The sequence below is a fragment of the Vibrio anguillarum genome, from assembly GCF_001989995.2.
In the GTDB taxonomy this organism is placed as follows: Bacteria; Pseudomonadota; Gammaproteobacteria; order Enterobacterales; family Vibrionaceae; genus Vibrio; species Vibrio anguillarum.
Map to the genome: position 1 here is coordinate 1 of NZ_JAHGUP010000029.1, position 16366 is coordinate 16366.

The 16366-nt window shown below is 44.7% G+C and carries 8 protein-coding genes and 1 riboswitch; of the genes, 4 read left to right on the forward strand and 4 right to left on the reverse strand.

Going from position 1 to position 16366, the window contains the following annotated elements; all coding sequences use genetic code 11:
• Window positions 1–508: 508 nt before the first annotated feature.
• A complete protein-coding gene (locus tag PL85_RS08520) occupies window positions 509–1789 on the reverse strand; it encodes a cation:proton antiporter (protein WP_026027845.1) in 1281 nt (426 codons plus the stop codon).
• Between the two features lie 182 nt (window positions 1790–1971).
• Here PL85_RS08520 and metH point away from each other — a divergent pair, with 182 nt between their 5' ends.
• Window positions 1972–5649 carry a methionine synthase gene (metH, locus tag PL85_RS08525; RefSeq protein ID WP_088728583.1) on the forward strand — a complete coding sequence of 1226 codons (3678 nt, stop codon included), beginning with the start codon at window positions 1972–1974 and terminating at the stop codon, window positions 5647–5649.
• 66 nt (window positions 5650–5715) lie between these two features.
• Here metH and lysC read toward each other — a convergent pair whose 3' ends face one another.
• Entirely contained in the window at window positions 5716–7068 is a 1353-nt protein-coding gene (lysC, locus tag PL85_RS08530; RefSeq protein ID WP_017043419.1) for a lysine-sensitive aspartokinase 3, read from the reverse strand.
• Window positions 7069–7177: 109 nt separating this feature from the next.
• A riboswitch (Lysine riboswitch) is annotated at window positions 7178–7353 on the reverse strand.
• 178 nt (window positions 7354–7531) lie between these two features.
• On the opposite strand from lysC, the gene PL85_RS08535 reads away from it, so the two are divergent.
• The 3 genes from PL85_RS08535 (at window position 7532) to mgtE (ending at window position 11441) form a co-directional block, all read left to right on the forward strand.
• Window positions 7532–8653, forward strand: coding sequence for a pyridoxal-phosphate-dependent aminotransferase family protein (locus PL85_RS08535; protein WP_115339465.1), 1122 nt, complete (start codon window positions 7532–7534; stop codon window positions 8651–8653).
• Between the two features lie 849 nt (window positions 8654–9502).
• Complete coding sequence (locus tag PL85_RS08540) at window positions 9503–9898, forward strand: CBS domain-containing protein (RefSeq protein WP_017050669.1); 396 nt, start codon at window positions 9503–9505, stop codon at window positions 9896–9898.
• A 166-nt stretch (window positions 9899–10064) separates the two neighbouring features.
• A complete protein-coding gene (mgtE, locus tag PL85_RS08545) occupies window positions 10065–11441 on the forward strand; it encodes a magnesium transporter (RefSeq protein WP_088728586.1) in 1377 nt (458 codons plus the stop codon).
• A gap of 114 nt (window positions 11442–11555) precedes the next feature.
• Here the strand turns inward: mgtE and PL85_RS08550 are convergent, their stop codons facing one another.
• A complete protein-coding gene (locus tag PL85_RS08550) occupies window positions 11556–13349 on the reverse strand; it encodes a PglL family O-oligosaccharyltransferase (RefSeq protein WP_088720758.1) in 1794 nt (597 codons plus the stop codon).
• Window positions 13350–13383: 34 nt separating this feature from the next.
• Window positions 13384–16206 (reverse strand): excinuclease ABC subunit UvrA, encoded by a 2823-nt coding sequence (gene uvrA / locus PL85_RS08555; RefSeq protein ID WP_064626113.1) that lies wholly within the window; start codon window positions 16204–16206, stop codon window positions 13384–13386.
• Between the last annotated feature and the right edge of the window lie 160 nt (window positions 16207–16366).

The following is a 16366-nucleotide window of genomic DNA, read 5'->3' on the forward strand; positions in this document are numbered from 1 at the left end:
AGGGCTTTTTTCGTTTGAGTAAAATAGCATTTTATTTTTTATCACTCTCAGTGCCGTCTTCTAAAAATCAATTCCACGCATACTTACATACTCACTCCTTGTAATTCGTAACACTCTGATTAGCTAGGGCTCGCTTACCGGTCCGTAGTTTTACTTGGTGTCCTTCTTCAATAATCATTGAACCTGTTTGTTCAAACTTGTTCGGCTGACTTTAAGCTATTGTGTGATTATTTGTGTACATGAATGACTTTCTTTGGGGTGTGCGAGAGCCATCATCACACCTTCATTTGAATAGGGTTCGCCAGCTTTTTAAATAAGTGTTACTAAAGCTATCCATAGTGATATTTCACCATAGTTCAACAGCCTTAATTAGATCATATTTTTTTAAATTGGTATTACAGTAGATATAGAGAGAGGAGTAACAAAGTAAAGATAGCAAAAGCCGATGTTCTAGAACATCGGCTAGAGGTAAAATTGGTTTGATCAGTCATTACTGACAGTTTTCTTTCTACATTGACGATTTTTCAGCTTGTTTTGCTTTATCTATCAATGGGGTAATTGTTGAACCTTGAATAAGTATTGAGAACACCACGACAGCGTATGTCATAACAAGGATTATCTCTTTTACATCAATAAGCTTGTCTGGGATAACTAATATGCCAGATGGGATAGAAAGTGCCATTGCTAGTGCTAGCCCACCTCGTAGCCCTCCCCAAGTTAGTATCTTTATTGACCATGGATTGTAGGAGCGGTAACGCTTGAAGCCGATGTAAGAGAAAAAAACGCTTAGATAGCGAGCAGATAAGACAAGAGGAATGGCGAAAGCCATCAATATCCAGTCCTCTTCATGGAATTTGAAAAGTAGCATCGACATACCGATAAGTAGGAAGAGCACACCATTCAAAAATTCGTCAACCAATTCCCAAAAGTGGTCAAGGTGTTCTTCACTTTCTTTTGAAAAGCCAATGAAGCGTGTCCAGTTGCCAATCATTATCCCTGATACAACCATAGCTAAAGGTCCGGAAACATGAATAACATCTGCAAAAACATAGCCAGCAGTCGGTATACCAATGGTTAAAAGCAGTTCCATTGAGTGATCATCGGTGGCGCTGATGAGGTAGTGGAATAATAGCCCAAGAGCTAGGCCATACAGGATGCCCCCCATTGCCTCTTGAATAAACAACATAGTTACACTACCTATGGTTGGTGCTTCTGTACCAAATGCAATAGTGAAAATAGTGACAAAGATAACCAAACCAAAACCATCATTAAAGAGCGATTCTCCCTCGATTTGGGTTGAAATACGTTTTGGTGCATTTAACTTTTTAACAATAGCTAATACGGCTATTGGGTCTGTTGGTGATATGAGTGCACCAAATAGCAGACAGTAAACGAGATCGAAGTGAATACCGATAAATTGACAGAAGGCGTATAGCCCAAAACCGATGAAGAAGGTTGAAAATAGCGTTGCGCCTAGCGCAAGAACCGCGATTTCCCATTTCTGATCTTTTAGGTTGGGTAATTTGATGCCTAGGCCACCAGCGAAAAGTAGAAAACCGAGTATTCCTTTGAGCAGAAAATTTTCAAAGTTAATACTGTTGACGGTTTCTGTCGCTATTTGAGTTAGATGAAACCAATCATTTTGACCTGCAACTAAGATCAATAATGACAACATCATCGATCCTGCTGTAATGGCGATAGTGGTTTGCATATTGCCTATCTTACTGTTTAGAAAGGCAATCAACATTGCTGCTCCTGATAGGAAGCATAAAGTGTAATAGACAGACATTGTTTTCTCGTCGTGTAACAAAATATGAATGAAATTCTCCTTGGATGATGTACAAATAGCAAACACTTTTTAGCCATGATTGCAGATGTATCAAACGATAATTAAAGTGAAGTTTAGACGTCTAGATTTCTAATGGTTATATGATAGGATGAGCGAATAACCAAAAGGAATGAGGCTGTACTGTGGGAAGAGAAGTTAGAAGTCAAATTGAAGCTCAATTGCAACAGAGAATATTATTGATTGATGGTGGCATGGGCACCATGATTCAGAGCTATAAATTGGAAGAGCAAGATTATCGCGGAGATCGCTTTGCCCATTGGCCAAGCGATCTGAAAGGAAATAATGACCTTCTCGTCTTGACGCAGCCTCAGTTAATCAAAGAAATTCATAGTGCTTACTTGGAAGCAGGTGCTGATATCCTAGAGACGAATACCTTCAACGCGACGAGCATCGCAATGGCCGACTACGATATGCAAGCCATTAGCAATGAGATCAATTTCGCTGCTGCAAATCTTGCACGCCAAGCTGCTGACGAATGGACGGCGAAAACGCCTGATAAACCTCGTTACGTGGCGGGAGTGCTAGGGCCAACAAACCGCACTTGCTCGCTCTCCCCTGACGTGAATGACCCTGGGTTTCGAAATATCAGCTTTGAGCAATTAGTTGAAGCTTACTCAGAATCAACACGTGCTTTAATTCGTGGCGGCAGCGACTTAATTTTGATTGAAACCATTTTCGATACTTTAAATGCTAAAGCCTGTGCCTTTGCGGTGGATTGTGTGTTTGAAGAGTTGGGTTACAAACTGCCCGTGATGATCTCAGGGACAATCACCGATGCCTCTGGTCGAACGCTTTCTGGGCAAACAACCGAAGCCTTTTATAATGCACTGCGACACGTTGAGCCTATCTCATTTGGTTTGAACTGCGCACTCGGTCCGGATGAATTGCGCCAATACGTTGAAGAGCTATCACGTATTTCTGAATGTTATGTCTCGGCTCATCCCAATGCGGGGTTGCCTAACGCATTCGGTGAGTATGATCTTGAAGCTGATGAGATGGCGCAGCACATCGGGGAATGGGCGCGAGCGGGATTCTTGAACCTTGTTGGTGGCTGTTGTGGAACCACTCCTGAGCACATTAGACAAATGGCAAAAGTGGTCGAAGGTGTGAAACCAAGAGCGTTACCCGATATTCCAGTGGCTTGTCGTCTATCCGGTCTAGAGCCGCTGACGATTACCAAAGAGAGCTTATTCATCAACGTAGGTGAGCGAACTAACGTCACTGGTTCTGCGCGTTTTAAGCGTTTAATCAAAGATGAGCAGTATGATGAGGCGCTGCATGTTGCTCGAGAGCAGGTCGAAAACGGTGCACAAATCATCGATATCAATATGGATGAAGGGATGTTGGATGCGCAAGCTTGCATGGTCCGCTTTCTCAATTTATGCGCTTCTGAGCCGGATATTTCCAAAGTACCAATCATGGTTGATTCTTCTAAGTGGGAGGTGATTGAAGCAGGTCTCAAATGCATTCAAGGCAAAGGGATTGTGAACTCGATTTCCCTCAAGGAGGGAAAAGAGAAGTTTGTTGAACAAGCTAAACTCATTCGCCGCTATGGTGCTGCTGTGATCGTGATGGCGTTTGATGAAGTAGGCCAAGCGGATACCCGTGAGCGAAAACTTGAAATTTGTACCAAAGCTTATCGAATTTTGGTTGATGAGGTTGGTTTCCCTGCTGAAGATATCATTTTTGATCCGAATATTTTCGCGGTTGCGACTGGTATTGATGAGCATAATAATTATGCTGTGGACTTTATCGAAGCCGTGGCTGATATCAAACGTAATTTACCCCATGCGATGATTTCCGGCGGGGTTTCCAACGTCTCTTTCTCTTTTCGCGGTAACAACTATGTGCGTGAAGCGATCCATGCTGTATTCCTTTATCACTGTTTTAAAAACGGCATGGACATGGGTATCGTCAATGCCGGTCAGCTTGAGATTTACGATAACGTGCCTGAGAAACTGCGTGAAGCAGTCGAAGATATCATTCTCAATCGCCGCAGCGATGGCACTGAACGCTTACTGGATATTGCGGCTGAATATGCGAACAAAGGTGTCGGTAAGGAAGAGGATGCCAGTGCGCTTGAATGGCGTTCATGGCCAGTCGCAAAACGTTTAGAGCATGCGTTGGTCAAAGGTATCACCGAGTATATTGTTGAAGATACGGAAGAAGCTCGTCAAAATGCCACTCGCCCATTGGATGTGATCGAAGGGCCTCTAATGGATGGAATGAACGTGGTCGGCGACCTCTTTGGCGAAGGGAAAATGTTCCTGCCGCAAGTAGTGAAATCGGCGCGCGTTATGAAGCAAGCCGTTGCGCATTTAGAGCCCTACATCAACGCCCTTAAGCAAGCGGGTTCTAATAATGGCAAAATCCTTCTTGCCACAGTTAAAGGGGATGTACACGACATCGGCAAAAATATCGTTGGCGTCGTTTTGCAGTGTAATAACTACGAAATCATTGACCTCGGCGTTATGGTGCCATGCGAGCAGATCCTCAAAGTCGCGAAAGAACAGAATGTCGACATCATTGGGTTATCCGGCCTCATCACTCCCTCTTTAGATGAAATGGTGCACGTCGCCAAAGAAATGGAGCGACAAGGGTTTAAATTACCGCTTTTGATTGGCGGAGCAACCACCTCTAAAGCACATACCGCAGTTAAAATTGAGCAAAATTATCACCAGCCTGTTGTGTACGTGAACAATGCTTCGCGAGCAGTAGGCGTTTGTTCTTCGCTTCTTTCTGATGAGTTACGTCCTGCTTTTGTTGAAAAATTAAACCTCGATTATGAACGCACGCGTGATCAACATCACCGTAAAACCCCCCGAACTAAGCCTGTCTCAGTAGAAGTGGCAAGGGCAAATAAAGCGGTTATCGATTGGGATAACTATACGCCGCCAGTTCCGGCTAAATTGGGCGTACATGTGTTTGATGATTTTGATGTGGCTACCCTTCGTCGTTACATCGACTGGACACCATTTTTCATGACATGGTCATTGATGGGTAAATATCCAACGATTTTTGAACACGAAGAGGTGGGAGAGGAAGCGCAAAGTTTATTCCATGATGCTAATGCATTGCTTGATAGAGTTGAGCGAGAAGGGCTACTCAAGGCTCGCGGTATTTGCGCTTTATTCCCGGCCGCGAGTGTGGGGGATGATATCGAAGTGTATCGCGATGAATCGCGCACCGAGGTTGCTCATGTTCTGCATCACTTACGCCAACAAACTGAAAAGCCCAAAGGTTATAACTACTGCTTGTCCGATTACATTGCACCAAAAGAGAGTGGTAAACGAGATTGGATCGGCGCATTTGCCGTGACAGGCGGAATTGGTGAGCGAGAATTAGCAGACCAATATAAAGCGCAAGGCGATGACTACAACGCCATCATGATCCAAGCGGTAGCTGATCGTCTTGCTGAGGCTTTTGCGGAATATTTGCATCAGCAAGTTCGTAAAGAAATTTGGGGCTATGCTGCTGACGAAGAGTTGTCGAACGATGATTTGATCCGTGAGAAATACCAAGGTATACGCCCAGCGCCGGGCTATCCTGCGTGTCCTGAGCATACGGAAAAAGGCACCTTGTGGGAGATGTTGCAGGTTGAGCAAACCATCGATATGTCTTTAACCACCAGTTACGCTATGTGGCCGGGTGCTTCGGTGTCAGGTTGGTACTTCTCGCATCCTGACTCTCGTTATTTTGCAATTGCACAAATTCAGCAAGATCAGATGCAAGATTACGCGCAACGTAAAGGCTGGAATGCGCAAGAAGCGGAAAAATGGCTTGGGCCGAATTTAGATTAAGTAATAAAAAACAGGTTGGCTAAGCCAACCTGTTTTTTATTCAGCGTGTTACTACTCAATGTGGTTTTATCGTTCAAACAAATCTTGATGAAGTTTCTGAATTGCCGCTTTAGAAACCGACTCGTGTAATAAAAAGCAGAGGTTGTGCGGGCTGGCACCATAGCAAATCATACGCAAATTGAAATCTTCTAAGGTGCTAAAAACTTGTTTTGCATAGCCTTTGCTTTCACTCATGTTATTGCCGATCAGCGCAACTAAACACAGATTATGTTCGACTTCAACTTTACACAGCTCTTCTAATTCTAAGCGCACCGCTTGAGGCAGTTCAGGCGCTCCACCTGAGGTATCGGTTTTATCTAATGTTAATGAGACGCTGATTTCAGAGGTGGTGATCAGATCCACCGAAATTTTGTGTTTGGCTAAAATTTCAAACACCTTCGAAAGAAAGCCGTATGCGTGAAACATGCTAGCGCTGCGTAGTGTAACCATGGTTTGATTGCAGCGTAGGGTTAAGGCTCTAAATAGAGGTGAGCTTTCCACACGTTTACGGATCCAAGTGCCGCCTTTTTCAGGCTCTTTTGAGGAGCCGACAAACACAGGGATATCGTGGCGAAGCGCGGGCAGCAACGTCGATGGATGCAAAATCTTAGCGCCAAAGTTTGCCATCTCCGATGCTTCGCTAAAGCTTATTTCCGCAATCGGAGCGGCTTTAGGCGCAATGCGAGGGTCGGTCGTATAAATCCCCGGCACATCAGTCCAAATTTCTAAGCCAGAAGCTTGTACCGCTTCGGCGATCAAGGCCGCAGAATAATCACTGCCGCCTCGGCCCAATGTGGTTGTATTCCCTTGTTCATCAGCGCCGATGAAACCTTGAGTTACCACTACGTGTTGCAGGCAAAGTGGTGTTAACTTCTCTTGGGCTAATTGCTGGATCTGCTCTAATTGCGGTTCCGCCCGACCGTAGTGGTCATCAGTACGCAGCACTTCTCGAATATCAAAACGGATCGCATCCATGCCACGTTCACGCAGTAATTGCGTCAGAATGAAGGTCGACATTAACTCGCCACAAGCCACTAAGTGATCGGTCAGCTTTTTACTCGCTTGAAAAGAGGCCGCTTCTGCGACACTGGCCACCATATCTAAAATTGAGTGTACCTCTTTTTCAACTTGTAGCGGGTCGGCAAGTTTATCAATAATCGCATGATGAATATCAGCTAACTGTTTGATAATACTTAAGCGTTGATTGGCATCTTGTACGCCATTGGCTAATTCAACCAATAAATTCGTCACGCCAGAGCAGGCACTGCTCACGACTAATTTGGTCTCTGGATTATTTTCGATCACAGCGGCACAAAGGCTCATTGCTTCAAAGTTAGCAACGCTTGTTCCGCCAAATTTGGCGACATTGAATGCGCTCACGGCATTTCTCCCACGACTTCCTGAAATAAAAATAGTGTTGGTGTACCAACGTCCAATGTTTGAAGAGAGTTTTTCTAGAGCAAATAAAGAGGTGTTTTTATGATTGGTTTACCTCAGAAGCTCTTCATCAGGGTTGCTGATGACAGTTGAAGGGATTCAGCCCATTCAACCGATAAACCAAATCCACAACCTTGGTTTATCTCGGCACTGCTCCCCATTAATGTTTTGTATTGGAGTTGAGGCTCCACAAAACATCTGCCTGGGCAGTGCTCCTCTTCTGCTAGATAGCTCATTCATTGAACGTTTTTGAACTGTTAATGTCAATCGCTAATTAAGTCCAAATGTAAAATAAAATTAACCAGAGTGTGACACTGGTTTGACCTCTAGACTTCGGTCGAATTGTTGCATCAGCGGATTTGTTTTACTCTGGGTATTCGTATTTGGCCGCAAGCAAGGAGCAACTATGTCCATTACCAGTTTTAACCCACCCCAGCGAATTTTGATGGGGCCAGGCCCGTCAGATATTTACCCCCAAGTATTACAAGCGCTGAGCAGGCCGACTGTTGGCCACTTAGATCCGCTTTTTATCCAGATGATGGATGAGCTAAAGCAGCTGCTTAAATACGCTTTTCAAACGGAAAATGAGTTTACCATCGCGGTTTCCGCGCCGGGCAGCGCTGGTATGGAGGCGTGCTTTGTCAACCTGATTGAGCCAGGAGATAAGGTCATCGTGTGTCGCAATGGCGTTTTTGGCGAGCGTATGCGCGAGAATGTAGTGCGCTGTGGCGGAGAAGTGGTGCTGGTGGATGATGAGTGGGGAGCCCCCGTTTCGCTCGATAAAGTCGAGCAAGCCATACAGGCTAACCCTGATGCTAAAATTCTCGCGTTTGTCCATGCAGAAACGTCAACTGGTGCATTGAGTGATGCGCAAGCATTAGGTTTGCTGGCTAAGCAAAACAACATGCTGAGTATTGTAGATGCGGTGACATCCTTAGGCGGCGTGCCACTTTATGTGGATCAATGGCAGCTCGATGCCGTCTATTCTGGGAGTCAAAAGTGCTTATCGTGCCCTCCGGGTTTATCGCCACTGACTTTTTCAGCGCAAGCGATTGAAAAAATTCAATCTCGCACAACCCCCGTTCAAAGCTGGTTTTTAGATCAAAGCTTAGTGCTTGGTTATTGGAGCGGTGCAGGCAAGCGCAGTTATCACCACACTGCGCCAGTTAACAGTTTGTACGCATTGCATGAAGCCTTGCTGGTGTTGAGAAACGAAGGTCTAGAGCAGGCTTGGGCACGTCATCGTGTGATGCATGACAAATTAAAGCAGGGTCTAGAAAAATTAGGATTTGAATTTGTCGTTGCTGAAGATTGTCGTTTACCGCAATTGAATGCGATCTATATTCCAGAGGGGGTTGATGAGGCTAAAGTGCGAGCGCATTTGCTCAATCAATACAACTTGGAGATCGGCGCAGGCCTTGGCACTTTAGCGGGTAAAGCGTGGCGTATTGGTCTAATGGGGTATGGGGCGCGCAGTGAAAACGTGGCCTTATGCTTACGGGCGTTAGAAGAGTCATTAACAAATTAGCAAAAAAACACATAAGGGAGCATTTGCTCCTTTTTAGTGGTGCTGATGCTGAACGTTGTTCGTCTCAGCATCAATCATAAAATTCATTTTTATTGTTAGCTCTTCCCTGGCCTGAGTGGAATACTCGTGATTGATATCTTAAGATAAAGTTTGTCGTTAATGGTTTAATTACTCGTATGAATATAAGTGGCATTTTGTGTATTTATAATAAATATACGATGACAAAGTTCGTGGCCTAAATATTAGAACCAGTTTGGATACTACTTTGTATTGTCATGGTATTGTAAAAAATGAACATTGTTCGATTGTTTTGGTTGACCATTATTTTATCTGCGTTAGGATAACCGCGCTGAGAAAGCATACTTATTATTAACTTTTTAGAGGTGCAATAGAAACCTATGGACTCGTCGAGTAGTCGATTATCCAAGTGTGGTATTTTCTGGTTAGTAGAAAAGCCTACGTTTTGTTGCCAACTTTTCATTTAAAGCCTCGCTTTTGCTAAGTTGGTATTCATACTAACGAAGCTCCTTTTCTTGTTCTCTCCTGTCAATATCACACTCTTTTTATAGAGTATCGTGTTTGTTTAAGTCGATCATATGATTTATTCAATACAGCGTTTCTACTGGCTAGAGCGTGAATGCTTTTGAATTTCTTGCGTGTCATCTGTACACCGCTAGAACTTTCGCAAGTACACGGCTTCTCTATTTGACTGACTTTATCTTCTCCTAACTTGCTTGTTCAAAGCGGGGAATGCTTGAGCTTGATGGTATAAGCTTATTGCAGTTCAGTTACGTGGATTTTCTGCATAATTTGGTTTCTTTGCCTTGATAGTTTCAAGGAGATACAAAGATGGTTATGTACAATACATCATTAGCTATGGGCAACCGGCTACCTGCTGCTCACTCTATTCAAACCGAAATGGATAACAACTTTATTTGTGTAGGCGCATCGCTATCTGTAGAAGCGGTGATTGCGATTCTACGCTCATCGTCCTTAACCGATAAGCGCTTAAACCTTATCTTTATCTCTGGTGATGCAGGTGAATACTTAGGGTTTGTTTATTTAAGCAAGGTGGTGGTATCACAGATGAATATCATCATGAAAGATATTATGCACAAAAGCGATATTGCCGTATCGGCCTTAATGGATAAGGTTCAAGCTAGAAAGTTATTATTAGACAGTCATTTGCCTATGATTCCTATCATCGATAGTCGGAATCGAGTGATTGGCGCCTATTCTATATAATAAATATTAACAAACTTTAAAATAAGTCGCTCAACTTCACTAAATGAAATTTTAGTGAGATTGGAACAGTGTGCTTAAAATTTAAGTTATTCATTGAATACATTGATTCTAAAAATAAGCTTTAAAATTATTATGTTTATTTTTAAAGTTAAATATCGGCTGAGATATGATAATGAAATTACAAAAAATAGCGTTAGAACTCGCTGCGATTAATTTTAATCGTGACCCATTAAACTTAAATCAATTAATGGAACAGTATCCCATCGCTGATATTGCTCAAGTCTTCGCTGAGCAGTTGGCTAATCAGACCTTGAGCGAAGAGGATGTCTTTGAGCTGGTGCAATTGATGCCAATCGCTCGTCAAGCGGCGCTATTGGGGTATTTTTCTGAGCCTATCAGAGAAAAAGTGGTGGAGAGAATGCCGCTCGAAGCGCTTGCGAAAGTGCTTCAAGTTATGCCCCATGATGAAAGGGCTGACTTATATGCTCACTTGGATGAGACGCGCCAACCGCCGCTACTTGCTCTACTGGATCAACAAGAGCGGCAAGATGTACAACAACTTGCTGCCTACCCGCAAGGCTCGGTCGGCTCCATTATGACGACAGATTATGCGATGTTAAACGCCGATGATGATGTGCAGCAGGCGATTGCGCGTTTACGTGAAATGGCCAACGAGAGGGAAACCATCTATCAAGCGTATGTGATTGATAAACAGAATCGCTTACTTGGTACACTTTCGCTTAAGGATTTAGTGCTGGCACAACCGACCTCGCTTGTCTCTGACATCATGACCAAAGAGACAGTGTTTGTTCGAGCCGATGAAGATCAAGAGTGTGCAGCGCAAGCCATCAGTAAATACGATTTACTTGCGGTGCCTGTTTTTGATGATCAATTTCGTTTGGTCGGTATTGTGACTTATGACGATGCGATGGACGTGGCTGAGCAGCAAGCGGATATGGATTTTCATAAAGTCGCTGCGGTTGGTTTTACCGGTAACCTTAAAGAAGCCAGCGTATGGCTAATGTACAAGAAACGTGTGTTTTGGCTGGTGTTGTTAGTCTTTGGTAACCTTTTTTCTGGTGCCGGTATTGCGTACTTTGAGGAGACGATTCAAACCTATGTCGCCTTGGTCTTCTTCTTACCACTGTTGATTGATAGCGGCGGTAATGCAGGATCCCAGTCAGCAACGTTGATGGTTCGAGCCTTAGCCACTGGTGAAGTGGTGATGAAAGATTGGCTATCCATGTTGGTGCGAGAGTTAGGGATTGCGGCGTTATTAGGGGCAACAATGGCCATTGCTGTCTCTTTATTGGGTTTTTGGCGAGGCGGCAGTGATATCGCTTTTGTCGTTGCGGTAACGATGCAAATTGTGGTGATTATTGGCTGTATTGTTGGAATGCTCCTTCCGTTCATTCTGAATAAGTTTAAGCTCGATCCTGCATCAGCCAGTGCTCCGTTGATCACGACCATTGCGGATTCTATTGGGGTGATCATCTATTTCAGCGTTGCTACCATGGTGTTGGATTTTCCACCAGTGACGTAAGCCACTCATCTGGCAGTGAGATCTACTGGTTGGAGTGTGAAATAAGCTCAACGGTTAAAAGCTTTCTCTCTTTTGGGGAAAGCTTTTTTAATGAATAAGGCTCATATCCTCGATTTAATTGGCAGACGAACGATCAGCCGAACTGGCTGGTGGGCTATACTGCACCTCACTGAAATCCATATTGGGGAACAAAAATGCGGCTTCGGAGCGAATTTGCTCGGCGCGGCTTTCGTCACCAATACCTTGGTAAGCCAAGATCAGATTATTGTAAAAAGCAGGACGCGGTTTATGTTTTATGATGGCCAATGACCAGTCGATGTATGGCGTAATCAATTTAGGATCTTGATTATACAGGCCAATGTTGAGGTAAGTGCTATAGACATCCCAATCAAAACGGTCTTTCCAAACCACAGGGTTCGTCACCTTTTGTAGGATATCCGGGTTCTTGGGTTGAGATTTCTCAAATTGGGTAAGCACGTAATTACTGTGCAGTGCGCTGAGCATATAAAAGCCAGTCAAAATCGGCACTACTAAACTCAATACTCGAAACAGGGATTTACTGATAAGGCCAAAAGGGGCCGAACGGTATTTAGCCACGCGTTGATCAACCCAAAAAAGCAGAATAATGAAGGTTATCCAATGAATGGCAGAATGGTAAAATGGGTATTCGAGTTGGCTGTGCAACACGATAGGGATGAAAAGGGCGAACATCGCAAGCCTGGTCCCTTTCTTGGCCGAATACATCCGCATGAGCACGAAAAGCATGGCCAGTGTGATCCCTAGCACAGGTAACAAACCGCCTTCCACCGCCCAGAATAGTAATTCATTATGAGGATGATCCATCGACGCCAACCCTGGTTGGTAGCTAGGGTTTAATTGGTGTTGCCTTGCGGTATAAAGCAAATATTCAGATTCAAATTTGCCATAGCCATAACCCGTGAAGGGTTTTTCTATGACCATATCGATGGTTTGAGGAAAGGTATAACGACGAGGGCTCTCTAAATCAGCCTTATTCTCTAGAAAATCACCCGTGCCTTGGGAATAGACAGCGACAAACCCTAAAGCAATACCCAATAGCGTCGCAGCGCTCCATCCCCAAAATCGTTTAGGCGTCGAAAATTTAAATAGGTAAGGCAGAACAAAAAGCGTGCCGAGTACCGCGCCAATCCAGCCAGTGCGCGAGACTAATATCACCAGCAACGGTGCAGTGAGCAGTGGAGTGACATAAAGTAGGCTCACTTCGCTAACATGCTGATTGTACTTTTTCGGTTGACGAGCCAGTAAATAGCCGGACATAACCAGCCCTGTCGCGAGAAAGCTTGCCATCACATTCGGTTGCTGAAAAATGCCGTAAGGGCGGTTGATGAGGGTGTTGTAGCCAAAAATATTATCGGGTGAAAGCAAAAAGTATTGGTACAGACCAAATAGAGTTTCAATCAATACCGCGAGTACGATAAACCAGAGTAATCGCTGCTTATGTTTGTTACTAAAACGAAATTGTTGCAGCAATACAAAAAAAAGCAGCCCAGTCCATAGTCCTAACATTCGACTCAGCGATGACTCAATTAGAGCATTCGTATAAAGCAGCGGAATCGTCATGATGGTACAACTGATGAAAAGACCGATGGTCAGTTTGGAATAGCGTAACCTACGGTTAGATGCGAGTTGATACAGACCTAATGAGAGCGTAAAACTAAGGGCAAGCCAAGTGGTTGGATTAAAAGATAAAGCTAGACCTGAGCCACCAGGGTTGGGCATAAAAAAATGCATTGCCAGTAAATAGAGAATGCCAATCGAAAGCAAAAAGGGTTTGTTTAAGGGGATGGCGGGTGTTTGTGCTTCAAGTTGTGTACCGCTTAGATGCAATGTTGCCATAGGTCTCGCGTTCCAATTAAAAGAAACCAGCAACCACTTGCTGGTTTCTTTACTTTACCGTTTTTTTCTATTTCAACATAGGCTTAAGAAAGCGTGCTGTGTGTGAACCTTCGATCTGCGCCACATCTTCGGGCGTTCCTTGAGCAATAATTTCGCCGCCGCCTTGTCCACCTTCTGGCCCTAAGTCGATCACCCAGTCTGCGGTTTTAATCACATCTAAGTTGTGTTCAATCACCACCACGGTATTGCCGTGGTCGCGTAGGCGATGCAGTACGGTCAAGAGCTGTTGGATATCATGGAAGTGTAAGCCTGTCGTTGGCTCATCCAAAATGTACAAGGTTTTTCCTGTATCGCGTTTTGATAGTTCACGAGCCAGTTTGACGCGTTGAGCTTCGCCCCCTGACAATGTCGTCGCCGCTTGTCCGAGGCGTATGTAGGATAAACCCACGTCAATCAAAGTTTTGAGTTTGCGAGCGATCATCGGTACGGGCTCAAAAAAAGCGTAAGCATCTTCGACGGTCATCTCCAACACTTCATCAATCGCTTTGCCTTTGTAGCGGACTTCCAATGTTTCACGATTATAGCGTTTGCCCTTACATACATCGCATGGCACGTAAACATCGGGTAAAAAGTGCATTTCAACCTTAATCACACCATCACCTTGGCATGCTTCGCAGCGTCCACCGCGTACGTTAAAGCTAAAACGACCCGGTTTATAGCCTCGAGAGCGAGACTCTTGAGTGCCTGAGAATAGCTCACGGATCGGTGTGAAAATGCCCGTATAGGTGGCCGGGTTTGAGCGGGGAGTTCGGCCTATCGGGCTCTGGTCAATGTCGATGACCTTATCAAAATGCTCTAACCCTTTGATTTTTTGATATGGAGCAGGCGTTGCTGTGGTGGCTCCATTTAAGGCCGTATGAGCAATTTTAAAAAAGGTATCATTAATTAAGGTTGATTTACCGGAGCCTGAAACTCCGGTTACGCAGCTAAATAAGCCAACAGGAATTGATAAATCAACCGTCTTGAGGTTGTTACCCGACGCGCCGATAAGCTCCACCGTTTTCTTGGGATCTCTCGGGGTACGCACGGTAGGAATCGCAATTTTTTTCGCGCCGCTCAGGTACTGTCCTGTGAGCGAATTAGGGTTGGAAATTATGTCATTCACATTCCCTTCTGCGACGACTTGTCCACCATGCACACCAGCGCCAGGGCCAATATCAATTACATGATCGGCCATACGAATGGCGTCTTCGTCATGCTCTACAACCAATACCGTGTTGCCTAGATCGCGCAAATGCGTGAGCGTTTTTAATAGCCGTTCGTTATCACGCTGGTGGAGCCCAATCGATGGCTCATCTAAGACGTACATTACCCCAACGAGTCCAGCGCCAATTTGGCTCGCTAAGCGAATCCGTTGTGCTTCCCCTCCTGACAGGGTTTCAGCACTCCGAGAAAGGTTGAGATAATTCAGCCCAACGTTGACGAGGAAATGCAAACGGTCATTGATCTCTTTCATTACTTTTTCAGCAATTTGTGCTCGTTGGCCTTCTAAATCAAGAGATTGGAAAAATTGCAAGGCATCGGCAATGCTCAGTTCCACCACTTCCGGTAGCGCGGTATCATTGATAAATACGTTGCGAGCTTCTATGCGTAAACGGGTGCCATTACAACTGGTACAAGGCTTAGTCGAGATGTATTTCACCAAATCTTCACGGACAGAGTTAGATTCTGTATCGCGATAACGCCGTTCAAGTGTATTGAGAATGCCTTCAAACGGATGGCGTTTAACCCGAATATCACCACGATCATTAATGTAGTTAAACTCAATCTCAGTTTTCCCCGAGCCTTTCAAGATGATTTCCTGAACCTTTTTGGGCAGTTTGTTAAATGGGGTATGTAAATCAAAATCATAATGCGCAGCGAGTGACGTGAGCATCTGGAAGTAGTAGTAATTCTTCTGATCCCAGCCACGAATCGCTCCTTGCGCGAGGCTGAGTTGGCTATCTTGGATAACGCGTTCAGGGTCAAAATATTGTTGTACGCCTAAACCATCACAGGTGTGGCATGCGCCTGCTGGGTTATTAAATGAGAACAGCCGAGGCTCTAACTCCTGCATACTGTAGCCACAGTGTGGACAAGCAAAATTAGCTGAGAATACAATCTGTTCGCCTTCACCATCCATGTCAGTAACCACAGCAATACCGCCTGACAACTCGAGCGTTGTCTCAAAGGATTCGGCTAGGCGCTGCTGTAGGTCAGGGCGAACTTTGAAGCGATCAACCACCACTTCAATAGTGTGCTTTTTGTGCAGCTCAAGGGTTGGTGGATCAGTCAGATCGCACGTTTCACCATCAATGCGGGCACGGATAAAACCTTGCGCGGCCAAGTTTTCCAGCGTTTTAACGTGTTCACCTTTGCGCTCTTTCACAATCGGTGCAAGCAGCATCAGTTTTGAGCCTTCAGCTAATTCCAACACCTTATCAACCATTTGGCTGATGGTTTGAGCGCGAAGTGGAACTTTGTGCTCAGGGCAGCGCGGCTCACCGACTCGCGCATAAAGCAGACGCAAGTAGTCATAAACTTCGGTAATGGTGCCAACCGTAGAACGAGGGTTATGCGAGGTTGATTTTTGTTCAATAGAGATAGCCGGTGAAAGACCTTCAATATGGTCAACATCCGGTTTTTCCATCAAAGATAAAAATTGGCGTGCATAGGCAGACAGAGATTCAACATAGCGGCGTTGGCCCTCTGCGTAGAGTGTATCAAAGGCGAGAGACGACTTCCCCGAGCCTGATAGCCCTGTAATCACCGTTAATTTATCGCGTGGAATGGTCAGGTTGATATTTTTCAGGTTGTGGGTTCGAGCGCCCCTAACTTCAATTTTGTCCATCATCTAGGCTCTATGTAACACAAGTTAAGCAAGTATTGCATAGTGTGAGTTTTGTGCAAATAGGTACTGGATAAAAAAACAGTAAATAAAAACCACGGGACTTGCCGTGGTTTTTATTGGGGAGGTGCTAGGTGATTAACGCATTAGGTGACTAACGCAT

Bases quoted from the DNA above. Each gene is read 5' to 3' on its own strand.
- PL85_RS08520 (WP_026027845.1), bottom strand. From the start codon at position 1,789: ATGTCTGTCTATTACACTTTATGCTTCCTATCAGGAGCAGCAATGTTG.
- PL85_RS08540 (WP_017050669.1), top strand. From the start codon at position 9,503: ATGGTTATGTACAATACATCATTAGCTATGGGCAACCGGCTACCTGCT.
- uvrA (WP_064626113.1), bottom strand. From the start codon at position 16,206: ATGGACAAAATTGAAGTTAGGGGCGCTCGAACCCACAACCTGAAAAAT.
- PL85_RS08535 (WP_115339465.1), top strand. From the start codon at position 7,532: ATGTCCATTACCAGTTTTAACCCACCCCAGCGAATTTTGATGGGGCCA.
- mgtE (WP_088728586.1), top strand. From the start codon at position 10,065: ATGATAATGAAATTACAAAAAATAGCGTTAGAACTCGCTGCGATTAAT.